Origin of the sequence: Paenibacillus sp. FSL R7-0272 (assembly GCF_037969905.1) — a bacterium.
GTDB lineage: Bacteria > Bacillota > Bacilli > Paenibacillales > Paenibacillaceae > Paenibacillus > Paenibacillus polysaccharolyticus.
The window spans coordinates 6,286,849-6,299,345 of sequence record NZ_CP150221.1; the positions used below are offsets into that span (position 1 = coordinate 6,286,849).

At 46.7% G+C, this 12,497-nt stretch carries 13 protein-coding genes; 5 read left to right on the forward strand and 8 right to left on the reverse strand.

Translation table 11 applies throughout. From position 1 onward, the window contains the following. The first annotated feature begins 1 nt into the window (after position 1). On the forward strand, positions 2–922 hold the full coding sequence (locus MKY23_RS27510; RefSeq protein ID WP_339833872.1) for a D-alanine--D-alanine ligase: 921 nt from the start codon (positions 2–4) through the stop codon (positions 920–922). Further along, positions 919–1,365, forward strand: a complete 447-nt coding sequence (locus MKY23_RS27515; RefSeq protein WP_339833875.1) for a GNAT family N-acetyltransferase — start codon at positions 919–921, stop codon at positions 1,363–1,365. Before MKY23_RS27510 ends, MKY23_RS27515 begins: the two co-directional genes overlap by 4 nt. An 86-nt stretch (positions 1,366–1,451) precedes the next feature. Here the strand turns inward: MKY23_RS27515 and MKY23_RS27520 are convergent, their stop codons facing one another. From MKY23_RS27520 to MKY23_RS27540, 5 genes are all read right to left on the reverse strand, one after another. Continuing rightward, positions 1,452–2,237 (reverse strand): glucose 1-dehydrogenase, encoded by a 786-nt coding sequence (locus tag MKY23_RS27520; protein WP_339833878.1) that lies wholly within the window; start codon positions 2,235–2,237, stop codon positions 1,452–1,454. Positions 2,238–2,300: 63 nt separating this feature from the next. Continuing rightward, the gene (locus tag MKY23_RS27525) at positions 2,301–3,749 is read right to left on the reverse strand and encodes a GNAT family N-acetyltransferase (protein WP_339833881.1); all 1,449 of its coding nucleotides are present in this window, start codon (positions 3,747–3,749) and stop codon (positions 2,301–2,303) included. A gap of 256 nt (positions 3,750–4,005) precedes the next feature. Continuing rightward, positions 4,006–5,556 carry a copper amine oxidase N-terminal domain-containing protein gene (locus MKY23_RS27530; protein ID WP_339833884.1) on the reverse strand — a complete coding sequence of 517 codons (1,551 nt, stop codon included), beginning with the start codon at positions 5,554–5,556 and terminating at the stop codon, positions 4,006–4,008. A gap of 187 nt (positions 5,557–5,743) precedes the next feature. Continuing rightward, on the reverse strand, positions 5,744–5,872 hold the full coding sequence (locus MKY23_RS27535) for a hypothetical protein (protein ID WP_261764577.1): 129 nt from the start codon (positions 5,870–5,872) through the stop codon (positions 5,744–5,746). A gap of 140 nt (positions 5,873–6,012) precedes the next feature. Further along, entirely contained in the window at positions 6,013–6,480 is a 468-nt protein-coding gene (locus MKY23_RS27540) for a DUF1877 family protein (protein WP_090921209.1), read from the reverse strand. Positions 6,481–6,636: 156 nt separating this feature from the next. Between MKY23_RS27540 and MKY23_RS27545 the strand changes: the two genes are divergently transcribed. Then, a complete protein-coding gene (locus MKY23_RS27545) occupies positions 6,637–7,101 on the forward strand; it encodes a DUF4385 domain-containing protein (RefSeq protein ID WP_090921207.1) in 465 nt (154 codons plus the stop codon). 104 nt (positions 7,102–7,205) lie between these two features. Beyond that, positions 7,206–8,513 (forward strand): VWA domain-containing protein, encoded by a 1,308-nt coding sequence (locus tag MKY23_RS27550; protein ID WP_339833890.1) that lies wholly within the window; start codon positions 7,206–7,208, stop codon positions 8,511–8,513. A gap of 50 nt (positions 8,514–8,563) precedes the next feature. Here the strand turns inward: MKY23_RS27550 and MKY23_RS27555 are convergent, their stop codons facing one another. Continuing rightward, a complete protein-coding gene (locus MKY23_RS27555; RefSeq protein ID WP_339833893.1) occupies positions 8,564–9,346 on the reverse strand; it encodes an SDR family oxidoreductase in 783 nt (260 codons plus the stop codon). Between the two features lie 252 nt (positions 9,347–9,598). Between MKY23_RS27555 and MKY23_RS27560 the strand changes: the two genes are divergently transcribed. Then, the gene (locus MKY23_RS27560; RefSeq protein WP_339833896.1) at positions 9,599–10,258 is read left to right on the forward strand and encodes a TetR/AcrR family transcriptional regulator; all 660 of its coding nucleotides are present in this window, start codon (positions 9,599–9,601) and stop codon (positions 10,256–10,258) included. A 161-nt stretch (positions 10,259–10,419) separates the two neighbouring features. On the opposite strand, the gene MKY23_RS27565 is transcribed toward MKY23_RS27560, so the two are convergent. Together MKY23_RS27565 and MKY23_RS27570 are read right to left on the reverse strand one after the other, a co-directional pair. Beyond that, positions 10,420–11,481, reverse strand: coding sequence for an LLM class flavin-dependent oxidoreductase (locus tag MKY23_RS27565; RefSeq protein ID WP_339833899.1), 1,062 nt, complete (start codon positions 11,479–11,481; stop codon positions 10,420–10,422). Positions 11,482–11,622: 141 nt separating this feature from the next. Continuing rightward, positions 11,623–12,441, reverse strand: a complete 819-nt coding sequence (locus MKY23_RS27570; protein WP_339833902.1) for a class I SAM-dependent methyltransferase — start codon at positions 12,439–12,441, stop codon at positions 11,623–11,625. Positions 12,442–12,497 lie beyond the last annotated feature (56 nt).

A 12,497-nucleotide genomic window follows, 5' to 3' on the forward strand; every position in this document is an offset into this window, starting at 1 on the left:
CATGAAAGTCGGCGTTATTATGGGCGGTACATCTTCAGAGCGGGATATATCCCTGCTCACCGGACAGGAGATGATTGCGAATCTGGACAGAAGTAAATACGAGGTCATACCGATTGAGCTGAATTCCAAACGCGATTTAATAGATAAATCGGATGGAATTGATGTAGCCTTGCTTGCCCTGCACGGAAAATACGGAGAAGACGGCACGGTGCAAGGCACGCTTGAATCCCTAGGCATTCCCTATACAGGTTGCGGCGTACTTGCAAGTAGCGTATGCATGGATAAGGACATGTCCAAACAGCTCATGCGGCAAGCAGGGGTACTCACCGGAGACTGGCTTCAAGTGAATCGAATGCAAGATCTGTCCTCTGTGGCTGTCCAGCACTTAACGTACCCTGTCGTAGTTAAACCCAACTCAGGCGGCTCCAGCATTGGAACACAGATCGTTCATGAGCCATCAGCCCTGCCTGCAGCAGTAGAAGCTGCTCTTGCCTGGGATGACAGTGTAATGATTGAGCAATATATTGAGGGTGAAGAGATTACCTGCGCTATTGTAGACGGTAAAATGCTACCCGTGATCTCGATTCGTGCCAATGCTGCCTTTTTTGATTATGCAGCTAAATATGATGATAACGGTGCGGATGAGCAGATCGTGCAGCTTCCTTCAGAACTGCATCAGCGTGTAGAAGCCGCTGCGCTAACCTGTTACAACGTACTCAAATGCAGTGTCTACGCCAGGGTGGATATGCTCATTCGGGATGGAGTGCCTTACGTGCTGGAGGTAAACACCTTACCGGGGCTTACCCGAAACAGCCTGCTACCCAAAAGTGCAGCCGCTGCCGGGATTTCTTTTGCCAAGTTGCTCGACACCATCATTGATCTGTCTCTTAAAGAACGTTCCGGGGAGTTGTCACGTGTATGAGTCTAGATGTAAATATTCGGCATAGCACCATACAGGATGTACAGGACATGGTTATTCTCATGGATCAACTGGGATACCCCACAACCTACGCCGAGATGCAGGAAAGATACGCTCATATCGCTGCTGATGCCAATTTTACAACGTTGGTAGCCGAAGTGCGCGGACGTGTAGTGGGACTGATTGGCATGCAGACATCCTATTCATATGAAAAGAACGGCAGACATTGCCGCATCATGGCACTGGTTGTTCATGAGCATTACCGCGGCTCCGGTATCGGCCGTCAGCTTCTACTCGCAGCTGAGCAGTCGGCAGCCGAACAGCAGGTGGACTCTCTATCGCTAAACAGCGGCAATCGTGCGGATCGTGAAGCCGCGCATGCATTTTATCAGAGGATGGGTTATACGGCTGGCAGCACCGGATTCAGTAAAAATGTCATTCAATGAAAATCTAAACAACAAAACATGCCCTTCCAAGCGCTAATGTGGCTCGGAAGGGCATATTTATGTTTCATGATCTTATCCTGACTGATTTAGTACTTGGCAGATTGTGCACCGTCAATCGGAATGATGGCTCCGTTGATAAATGGCGATTCACCGGACAACAGGAATGCGACCAGACGTCCGACTTCCTTGGGATCACCCAGACGTTTGGCCGGGTTGTCCTTTACAAACTCTTTGGACGCCGACTCCCAGTCATTTGGGTTAATCTGTTTGAATGAACCGATAACCATGTCTGTCAAAATGGCTCCCGGAGCTACTGCATTGATGCTAATACCATGCTCTGCATATTCAATCGCAGCATCCTTGGTCATTCCTGCAACGGCATGTTTACTTGCCCCATAAGCGATCTGATTAGGCACAGCGCGAATACCACCCACGGAGGAGGTGTTGACGATAAAGCCCTCGCCTTGCTTTTTCATCACAGGCAGCACATGTTTTAGGCCATAAAATACACCTTTCAGATTAATGTCGATTACCTTGTCGAACATCTCGGTTTCATAGTTTTCGATCAGGTTCTGCTTGCCCTCAATACCCGCGTTGTTAAAAAAGGCATCGATGCGCCCGAACTTGTCCACGGTATCCCGAACATAGTTCTTAACCGCTTCCTCATCGGCTACGTCTCCCTCGATCAACAGAAACTCAGCTCCGTTCACTTCTTCCGAAATTACCCGCTTGGTCTCCTCCAGTGCCTTCATGTTAACATCCACCAGGGATAGCTTTGCCCCTTCTCGCGCGACCTCTACTGCAGCCGCCCGGCCAAGCCCCGAGCCACCTCCTGTAATCAAGACCACTTTATTGGTGAACCGTTCTGTCATGGTATAGACCTCCTAATGATTTTTTAGATCATCCATACTTCAATACCCTTTTCAAATTGGACTCTAACATGGCTTCGACAACTCATATGCCTCCATTAATTTCTCGATGGGAATCCCATTAATTTTCATTCCTGCCACTTGGCAAGCTTCAAGCTCAACACCTGAAAAATCACAGTCGACAAAATGACTTCCACTCAGGTCACAATGCTTCCACTGCATTGGCACACGGTCTGCACCAAGATGTGTATCCTGAAACTGAACCCCGCCCAGCGCACAGAATTCCAACTTGGTGTTTGTTAAACGTAAATCTGCCAGCAACATTTCCGTCATATTCAGGTTCGTTAGTTTGCTTCCACTCAGATTACAATCGGTAATGCGGCTGTTCTTCATTGTACTGGCGCTGTACCACATCGAATCCAGGTCCGCCTGAACGTGTTCTCGCTCCTTCACTGGATCACGCTGGCCGCTCCCGCCATCGATCTTCTTCTCATAACCGTACTCCTTGTCAGAGGCATACATACGAACATAACCGAGCTTTTCGTAAAATTGGTGATTTCCCCGTTGCCGACCAGAAGTCTCCAGCCTCCAATGCCGAATCTGAGGATAAGCGGCCTCCATCCGACGAATCACTTGGGATCCAACACCTCGCCCTTGGCAGACAGGGTCGATATAGATTTTATCCAGCCTTGCGACTTCATATCCCAACAGATTGATGCTGAGTCCACCGATTACACAACCATCTGCTTCCACTACATAGTAGTCCCACTCACGAATGACATACTCATGTAAGCGAACAGCATTATAACCCGGAGGACAAAGATTGCTATCCAAGTCCTGCTCTCCGTTCGCCCAGATGTGCATGGCATGATCAAAAGCACGTGTGCAGATTTCTGTCAGCACAACTGCATCTTCGTGTTCTGCTCGGCGCAGGTTTATCGATAATGGTTTGGGTTTAATCCGCCCAGTGGCTTTCCCATTGGAATCCATGCTGTGAAGTTCAAAATAATCATAGACCTCCCCGTCAGACAGGCGTCTCCGATTCACATACTGGAAGCCTGTATGCTCCAGCACTTTACGAGAAGCTGGGTTGTACGTCTTCACGATGCCCACAATCCGGTTTAACGACGTATGTTCGAATAGATATGCTGTCAACGCTCGTACCGCCTCCGTGATATAACCTTTGTTGCGGTGATCGCGTGAAATGGCATAAGCTACCTCACGATCAGACGGATCAAGCATATCGTTAGGAAACACACCGCACCAACCGATCAACCGCTGACTCTCCTGATGAATGACCGCAAGCATAATCCGTACATCCTGCGGATCAAACTGTTCATAACTCCCTACAACAAACTGCAAAAATTCACTTAATTGCTCTTCTGTCATCTTCCAATCGGGTAACAGGTCGGTAATTTCAGGCTGATGTGTCAAGGTTGCCAGCGCGGATTGGTCTTGCAAGGTAAAGGGACGTAACATTACCGAATTAGCAACAATCGTGAAACGATGATTCATATAGAACACCTCTTAGGGATTATTTTGTGATGACACGACAAAAAGGAGCACCTCCAATAGAGGTACTCCCTTGTCGTTTCATCCTTTCAGATCAAACGCCGAAGCTCCTCGTAATGGGTCAAAAAAGGACAGACGTATCCCGTGTTGGTCTAACGGAATTTTTGCGCCTTGTTCTTTTCTACATCATTACGAGAAATCTGGCATTCTCTGAAATCCCCTTTCAATTCACGCATCGTTTATAACGATCCACATTGTATTATGGACGATCAATGAAAATCCAGCCTGTATCTTGTTCTTTTTCAATCGTGGCTCCAAGTGATTCTGCCATGAAACGAAGCGGCACATAAGTCTTGCCGTTTTTGCCAACAAAGGCGGATTCCACCATCGTGACTTCTTGCCCCGCAACGGTTGCTTTCGGAGAATCTACCGTCAGTACGATCTCGTCTCCAGTGATGTCGTCAATGACAACGATCTGTTTCGAGCCTTTCGTCCATTTCACTTCTGCATCCAATTGCTTGGACAGATACCGAAGCGGCACAAAGGTTGTATTTTTGACCGTTATTGCTCCAACTTCTTCGTCTTCCGGATAGAGGAAGATACTTTTGGATGTAATCTTCATCTCATTTTTCAGGAGTTGATAAACGAATGAATTCGAATCAAAATTTCGAAGCACCTGACCTGGTGTAACTTCCCCTTCGGTTAGTTCCATCACACCACGGGAAGCATCCACTTCATCCACAGTGACCGCGCCGCCGATGTTCCATAGCTCACTGTCTGCGCTAACCGTTACAGCACGCACTGGCAAGTCTTCTGATGCAGGCACAGCCACCTTCAAAGACATCTTTTGTTTGCGAATATCGAGTTTACTATCCAGGAAAAAGTCCATATTCAATTTGGTTTCAGGGCCAAATACTGTTTTCAGCTCCGGTGTATCTTTCAGCAGATTGTTCAGTTCCTGATCATAGTTCACCAGAATGCTGTCCAAGCCTTCTTTGATCATGGCATAGATGGATGTAACTGCTTCCTCCTTCGATTTTGGCAAGATAGAAGTCATCTCATCGTCTTCCATACCTTCTCCTTCTATACCTTCCAAGCCCATATAACTTTCAAATACAGGGTACAGTACATCATACAAGTCTCCAATCAACTGTTTGAGACCTTGCTCATCCTTAGAAATACTTGTCAGGAACGGCTTAACCATCGCAAGCAGCTCTTCACCGTTAATCTCAATATGCAGCTTGTTCAGAGACAATGTTTCACCATTAACGGCTTCCTGAACAGGGGTAACGGATATGTTTTTCGGATTGGACAGATGTTTCATGACAAAAGTTAATACCTTTGGAGAAAGCTCTTGCATCTGTTTCTCCAACTCTTTTGTATCTATAGGAAGCAGCATCGTCTCTGCTCCCCCAAGTGTATCCAGAGATATGTAAACCGGTTTCTGTGCACCATCGACATCGATGGTCATGCCCGACTTGTCCATAGACAGATGGAAAGGCAATTTCGTTCCTTCGATGCTCACTGATCCTTTGATCGATGCCGTGTTCGTATCCTTCATCTTGGCATGATCAATGTTGAGTGAAATGGAATTGATTCGTTTAATCATTTCGAGGTCTTCGTCGGTTGCGAATTGTTTGTCCGGTTCTATGTTAATATGCATGGATTGTTTGGTTTCACCGGATTTTACATTGGTGTTATTGACCATGGCTTGGCCAACATCTACTCCGCCCACGGCCTGACAACCTGTAAGAATAACCAGTAACAGGACAAGCGGTACTGCCATCCATTGTCTTAACTTTCGGCTCATAATTGGGATCTCCCCCTTAGCAAAATATGGTTCATTCCTTATTATGAGGGCACTTGGAAGCAATGTAAACGGATACGCATAAAAATAGGCCAAATAGGCCGGAACACGTCCGGCCTTCTGGTTCTTCTATCACTCATATGTCATAACATGCGCGTGGAAACATGCTGTTTCATGTATTATTTTCAGACTATTCCTGCTCCTGATCCTCCGCAGACCCTTCCTCTTCCACTTCATCTGCCGGTGTTACAGGGGTCTCGAATTGATCCGGTTCATCGTCTTGAATCGCTTTGTTCTCTTCGTTCTGATTTTGTGTCATAATCGCTCTCCCTCTCTTCAGCGGAATATCATCAAGGCACTGCCTTGTTTGTATCAATAACCGGATGGCATATGAATCAAACATTGTTCCAAACCATGATTGCACACAGATCGGAATTCATCCCTTTAGAAAGAGCCCTTTCAGAAGACGTAAAAGATAATCCCGTTGCCGTTCTCTACGGTCACTTGAAACAAAGCCTGTATCTGATCAATCGTTTGCACGATCTCCTGAAAAGTCTCCTCTTCGTCCCAACCTTCCATTACGGGATATACCCCTTCAGCAAGCATCTTGTCCAAGCTGAAACGCGTCCTCACATCCTCAGGGGTAAGTTGCTCCAATGCCATATAAGCCTCTAGAACCTGCTTGTTATTAATCAAGAATAGATCCATATCCGAATAGTTCCCCAAATACTGTTGACTAGCGAGCGGCACAACATAACTTAGTGGAGGTTCTCCATCTACGAGGTTACCATTCAACGTAAACTGTAGCATCTGCCACGTTTTATCAATATCCAGATCAACCTGACAATCATGCACACTAACCTCTCCCGATTGAATGGAATTCAACAACTCATCGGTTACTACCACATATCTACCCGACATGCCCATCGCGTTATCCCTCCTGACATTTCCTTCTATTATTCCCCATTAACCGTGCATGTTACATCAGAATCGGGGTAAAAAAGGAAAAAGGGCACAATAACGTCACCATACGATGCTCATGTGAGGAGCGTAAACGAACCATTTCCTAAGGAGGATATCCCGATGAAAAAATTTGACTACAGTCTTAATTACGAGGAACTCGATCTGCGCAAGCAGCCTGAATTATATACCGTTGGCCGGGGCGAGCAAGGGGTACTCATGGTGGAACCCTACAAAAGCGAGATTCTGCCGCACTGGCGATTCAAAACACCTGAGATTGCGACAGAGTCATCGGAGAAGATCTATGAACTATTTTTGCAGTATAAGAAAAAGGGGGATTTCATTGGCATGGATATGGCTCGCAAGTTTTTACAGATGGGATACACTCGGGCGAGACGTTATACCAATCATAAAGGCGGGCGTAAGTATTCCAAGGATGATGGCTCCATTCTGCCTTATCAGAATGACCCCGTGAAGGCGGAAGCAGCAGCCATTTTCAAAGCACAATGGGAGGTAGCGAAGAAAGATCCCGACTACGTGAAAATGATGAAGAATCATCGGGAAAAGTACGAGTCAGAGGAGGGCTAGGCGCATATCTGAAATCATTGACTTGTGGAAACATATGGTTCAGAATCTATCTTGTTACTGTTTGTTTTCCACCACTATTTTGGAGAAAAGAGGCGCAGCCGACTATGACAGATTCGTTCATACAATTAAACACAGGCCAGAATACCAACATCAACGAATGCGCTCAGCTTCAGGTGACGATCAAGTGCACATCCGCCCCCTCTGCCTTGGATGTTAGCTGTTTCATGGTAAACGAAGCAGGAAAAGTTCCCTCTGACGACTATTTTGTATTTTACAATCAGGAGGCTGACCCGCATAACAGCGTTCGTTTGCAACAGATAGAGGAATGGCAGTCTACTTTTGTACTGGATACGCATATATTGCGGCAAACCTCTGTAGAAAAATGTGTGTTCACGGCTACACTTGATGCGGGACATACATTCGCCGATGTTCGTACATGCCAGGCGGTTGTTCAAGCGGGTTCCCAGCAGATTACGTATGAGATTACGCAGGCCACAGCAGAAACAGCGCTTATTTTCATTGAAATTTACAAGTATCGTGACGGATTCAAAGTTCGGGCCATCGGACGTGGTTTCTTTGGTGGATTACAGCCCCTGGCAGAATCCTTCGGGGTAGAGATTGAAAGTAACCAAGCCTCGGAAGCAGAACAAGCTCTGCTCACAGCACAAGCTGAAGTAGCAGCAACCTCTTCCCAAACCACAGCACCTGTTGCTGAATCAGTCCTGAGCCCTCCACCACTGAACTTGACCAAAATCGATCTTCTCAAGCATAAAGTAACCCTGTCTCTCCAAAAGAAAAAGGTTGAACCTATTCAGGCACGTGTTGCCGTTGTATTCGATGCATCAGGCTCCATGTACCATCTGTATCGTAAAGGCATCGTGCAAGAAGCCTTTGAGCGAATACTGGCGATTGCATCCGCATTTGATGATAACGGAGAATTAGACGTATGGTTCTTCGCCAAAGACTTCTTACGTGCCCCTAGCGTTACCGCCAAAGATTTCGAGAATTATATTGAACGTACATATAAGCTGGGTAGCAAAGGAGGTACTAATAACGAACCTCCTGTAATGCAAGATGTCATTCATAAGTACACCATCGAGGAACCCAATGTAAAGATTCCAACGTATATTATCTTTTTTAGCGATGGCGGGGTTAGTCAAAAAGGAAAAATCAAGCGATTGATTACCGAAAGCTCAACCAAAAATCTGTTCTGGCAATTCGTTGGTTTAGGTAGAGCCAATTACGGTGTTTTGGAAAATCTCGATGAGATGGAAGGGCGTTTCATTGATAACGCTAACTTCTTCGCACTGGACGACATCTCGAAAATCAGCGATGAAGAATTGTACGATCGTCTGCTCAATGAATTTCCAAGTTGGATCAAGGAAGCTCGGGCCAAAGGCATTCTGGCCTAAAATGTTCATCTTCTATGCTTAATTCAGGCTTGTAGCTTTAACTTGCAATCTTAGAATCGTGGTCTTAACATGCTGCCTACAATTCGCAGCATGGACTTGCGTGGCATGAGGCGGGAGAACTGTGCTGTCCAGTAATTTCGGGCTCCTGGTACTGCATATGGCTTGCCTTTCTCCAGCGCCCTCATGGCCACGGCCACGACATGCTCAGGTGTATCCCGTTTGCCTACAGAAGCTTCACTAGCACCTACCACATCAAAGAACGGCGTCTCGGTTGAACCCGGACATAGTGCCAAAAATTGAACCCCACGCTTCCAATTTTCTTCATATAACGCCTCTGTAAAAGAAAGTACAAATGCCTTTGTGGCCCCGTACACCGCCATAAACGGATCAGGTTGGAAAGCTGCCGTCGAAGCCACGTTAATAACCGTGCCATTCTCCTTCTCTAACATGCCTGGCAAGAAAAGATGCGTCATGTTTGTCAAAGCTAATACGTTCAACATAATCTCATCCTGTTGCCGGGAACCAGGCAATTGTTCAAAGTATCCATGAGTAGCGAATCCAGCGTTATTGATCAGGATATCAATCTGTATTCCCCGTTTCTGGCATTCCTCATATACCTTCTGTGGCGCGTCTAATTCGGAGAGATCCGATACGATCACTTCTGCCCTTACTTGATATGTACGTTTGATTCGTTCTGCCAATTGTTCCAGCTTAGACTCCGATCTTGCTACCAGCACAACATGGTTACCCTTCGAAGCCATTTCGAGTGCAAAAACTTCACCTATTCCTGAAGAAGCTCCTGTAATAAGTGCCCATTGATGTTGTTTTATCATTTCTCATCCACCCTTTGCATGAATATAAACACATGTTTTCTATCGGAAACAACGTTTCTATATGGAACCATCGTAACCACTATTCATGATCCTGTCAACTGCAATCTGTTTAACTCGACTTCAGAATGTAGTGCTTACTTTCAAGAATCCAATTCAATTGACGTGATCTGGCGTAAAACAGTAGAATGACCATAAGCAAAGGAAGCGTCGCAGTTTCTGTTTAACAACAATACGGTTATGAGGATGAAATCAATGAAGGATACACATTCGGGTTCCGCGGAATCTGCACATACTGTAACAACCTTTCAGGAAGCAAGGCTGCAGCACTCGGATAATCTTCGGCAAAATATTGTGCATGCCGCTGCGGCTTTATTACAAGAGCATGGACCGGAAGCCGTCACGGTACGCCGCGTAGCTGAACGCATGGAATGCTCCACCAAGATCATATATAACCTTTTTGGCAAAAAAGAAGGGTTAGCCAAACATCTATATTTAGAGGGATGCTCTGTTATGGCTCAGCATTTTGAAGCTGTTCCCCGGCAAGCATCGTTCGAACAATATTTCCGTGATCTGGCCTACGTCTACTGGGACTTCGGCATTTCTCAATCCAGCTTCTATCAGCTGATGTTTGGAGGTTCTTTTTCCGAATTCAAACCGGACGGAGAGACGTTACAGGGAACAGCCACTGCACTGAAACAAGTGTCTGGGTTAGTTGAATTAGCCATTGAACAAGGAATGATTCAGGTGCAAGATCCCCTGCTTGCGGTGCGTATGATCTGGGCTCCCTTACATGGTGTGATACATCTGTACCTGGGAGGACATATTGAAAACGAAGAAGCCGCCAAAACCCTCTATGATCATACGTTATCGATGGTTATAGGCTCTCTTGTGAACAAATCTGCGAATGGATAAATACAAGATTGTTGCATGTAGAAACGGTTAAAATTAAACGTAAAAGGAGCCTGTCCGCTCGCGTATGTAATACGCTTAGGACAGGCTCCTTTTTCTTTTGCTACTCTATTTCGGTGTACTGAATAGATCAATTTAGATCATTTTTATCATCTATAGCCGGCTTAGCGTGCTTCCTGATTCTCCGCTTCCCAACGTGCAATTTCCTCACGAACTTTCGGCGCTACTTCTTTGCCCAGTAGTTCGATCGCGTGCATAACCTCATCATGCGGTTGTGTACCCAGTGGTGTATGCAACATGAAACGGGTGATGCCCACTTCTTTGCGCAGATAGATGATTTTCTCAGCGACGGTGTCCACATCCCCTACGTACAGCGCACCTTCCAGGCTACGTGCCGCATCAAATGTCTCTCTGCCATAATGTCCCCATCCGCGTTCGCGTCCCAGCTGGTTCATTACCGCTTGTGCAGGGCGGAAAAACTTCTCTACCGCATCATCGGTTGTATCGGCAACAAAGCCATGAGAGTGGGAAGCAACGGTTAACTTGGAAGCGTCGTGTCCGGCATGTGTGGCTGCTTTTTTGTACAGCTCCACCAGAGGTGCGAATTGTTTTGGACGACCACCGATAATGGCAAGCACCAGCGGCAATCCGAGCAGACCTGCACGGACAACCGATTCCTGATTACCGCCGCTGCCAATCCAGACCGGAAGCTTCTCCTGCACTGGACGCGGATAGATGCCCAGGTTGTTGAAGGAAGGGCGATGTTTGCCTGACCAGGTTACTTTTTCCGACTCCGTCAGTTTCAGAAGCAGGTCCAATTTCTCGTCGAACAATTCATCATAGTCGCCCAGATCATAGCCGAACAATGGGAAGGACTCGATGAATGAACCACGCCCTGCCATAATCTCCGCACGTCCATTTGAAATACCGTCCAATGTCGCAAAGTCCTGGAACACACGTACTGGATCATCCGACGACAACACGGTCACTGCACTGGTCAAGCGAATGTTTTTCGTCTGCGAAGCTGCCGCCGCAAGAATGACTGCCGGGGATGAAGCCGCATAGTCCGAACGATGATGCTCCCCTACACCGTACACATCCAGACCCACTTGATCTGCCAAAACGATTTCTTCCACAACATCACGAATACGCTGCGCATGGCTAATTACTTCTCCTGTATTAACATCCGGGTTTGTTTCCACGAATGTACTAATTCCGATTTCCATGATATGTTCCTCCCTGTGTATGAAGCGATCCGTCGTTCATCTAACCTATTGTAAGTAGATCACCTTTTGTTATTTACCTCTATATTGGACTATTTTGAGCAGAAATACAAGTACCCTCTGTTTCCAGAGGGTACTTTTCTTCTACAACTTCCTTCCGACATACAGCAGATGAGACGAGATTCCCAGAATGGAAGGGTCTTTGGCCGCCTCAATCAAGTATTGAAGCAGTTCTTGCTCCTCGCCCCGTTCCTTCCAATAGTACTCCTGTTCATCCGTGATCATTGCTTTAAGGCTGGAGGAACCAATCAGCTGAACAGTCTCGAAGCCGTGCTGTTCCATGAACGGTACAACATCCTGCACATGAAAATAGTATGCTCCCGTAAAGCGGCCCTGATCCTGATGATCAAATGTGCCTCTTTCTACAAAAGACCGGATCGCATCCATGCTGTCATTGGGCCTCCAATGATGCGGCGATTGCAGTGAGTTGATGCTCATCCGCATCCGGGTCTGTACCGCCACAAATACAACGCCTCCCGGCTTTGTTACCCGATAAAGTTCACGCACTGCCGCCTCCCGCGCTTCTTCCTGTTGCAGATGATAGAGTGGCCCCAGCATAAGCGCCGCATCATAGGTTTCAACGGCAATCCCGTTCAGATGAGTCGCATCCAATACATGAAATCCCTCAAACTGCTGCGTCAGCCCAAACGCTTCGGCCTTTTCTCGTGCTTGTTCTACGGATGAAGGTGTAAGATCCGATAAGGTAACCTGGTATCCCCGTTTGGCGAGTTCCATCGCATATTTCCCCGGCCCTGCACCGTTATCCAGAATCAGACCGCTTGGCGGAAGATGTTCGCGAATATAATGCATGTTAATGATGAATTCAATGGGTTCACGCTCCAGCCTGCCCCACTCATCAAAACCGGAATAATATTGAATAATGCGCTCTCGATCTCTATCCATCTCTTGTGCACCTGCCCTTTTCTCTGGAATTAAGCTTGACAGAACATCAAAAAGAC

What these genes read in the sequence shown, in the direction of transcription:
- MKY23_RS27510 (WP_339833872.1), top strand. Translation starts at nt 2, where the DNA reads ATGAAAGTCGGCGTTATTATGGGCGGTACATCTTCAGAGCGGGATATA.
- MKY23_RS27515 (WP_339833875.1), top strand. Translation starts at nt 919, where the DNA reads ATGAGTCTAGATGTAAATATTCGGCATAGCACCATACAGGATGTACAG.
- MKY23_RS27570 (WP_339833902.1), bottom strand. Translation starts at nt 12,441, where the DNA reads ATGGATAGAGATCGAGAGCGCATTATTCAATATTATTCCGGTTTTGAT.
- MKY23_RS27565 (WP_339833899.1), bottom strand. Translation starts at nt 11,481, where the DNA reads ATGGAAATCGGAATTAGTACATTCGTGGAAACAAACCCGGATGTTAAT.
- MKY23_RS27530 (WP_339833884.1), bottom strand. Translation starts at nt 5,556, where the DNA reads ATGAGCCGAAAGTTAAGACAATGGATGGCAGTACCGCTTGTCCTGTTA.
- MKY23_RS27535 (WP_261764577.1), bottom strand. Translation starts at nt 5,872, where the DNA reads ATGACACAAAATCAGAACGAAGAGAACAAAGCGATTCAAGACGATGAA.
- MKY23_RS27555 (WP_339833893.1), bottom strand. Translation starts at nt 9,346, where the DNA reads ATGATAAAACAACATCAATGGGCACTTATTACAGGAGCTTCTTCAGGA.
- MKY23_RS27520 (WP_339833878.1), bottom strand. Translation starts at nt 2,237, where the DNA reads ATGACAGAACGGTTCACCAATAAAGTGGTCTTGATTACAGGAGGTGGC.
- MKY23_RS27540 (WP_090921209.1), bottom strand. Translation starts at nt 6,480, where the DNA reads ATGGGCATGTCGGGTAGATATGTGGTAGTAACCGATGAGTTGTTGAAT.
- MKY23_RS27550 (WP_339833890.1), top strand. Translation starts at nt 7,206, where the DNA reads ATGACAGATTCGTTCATACAATTAAACACAGGCCAGAATACCAACATC.
- MKY23_RS27560 (WP_339833896.1), top strand. Translation starts at nt 9,599, where the DNA reads ATGAAGGATACACATTCGGGTTCCGCGGAATCTGCACATACTGTAACA.
- MKY23_RS27545 (WP_090921207.1), top strand. Translation starts at nt 6,637, where the DNA reads ATGAAAAAATTTGACTACAGTCTTAATTACGAGGAACTCGATCTGCGC.
- MKY23_RS27525 (WP_339833881.1), bottom strand. Translation starts at nt 3,749, where the DNA reads ATGAATCATCGTTTCACGATTGTTGCTAATTCGGTAATGTTACGTCCC.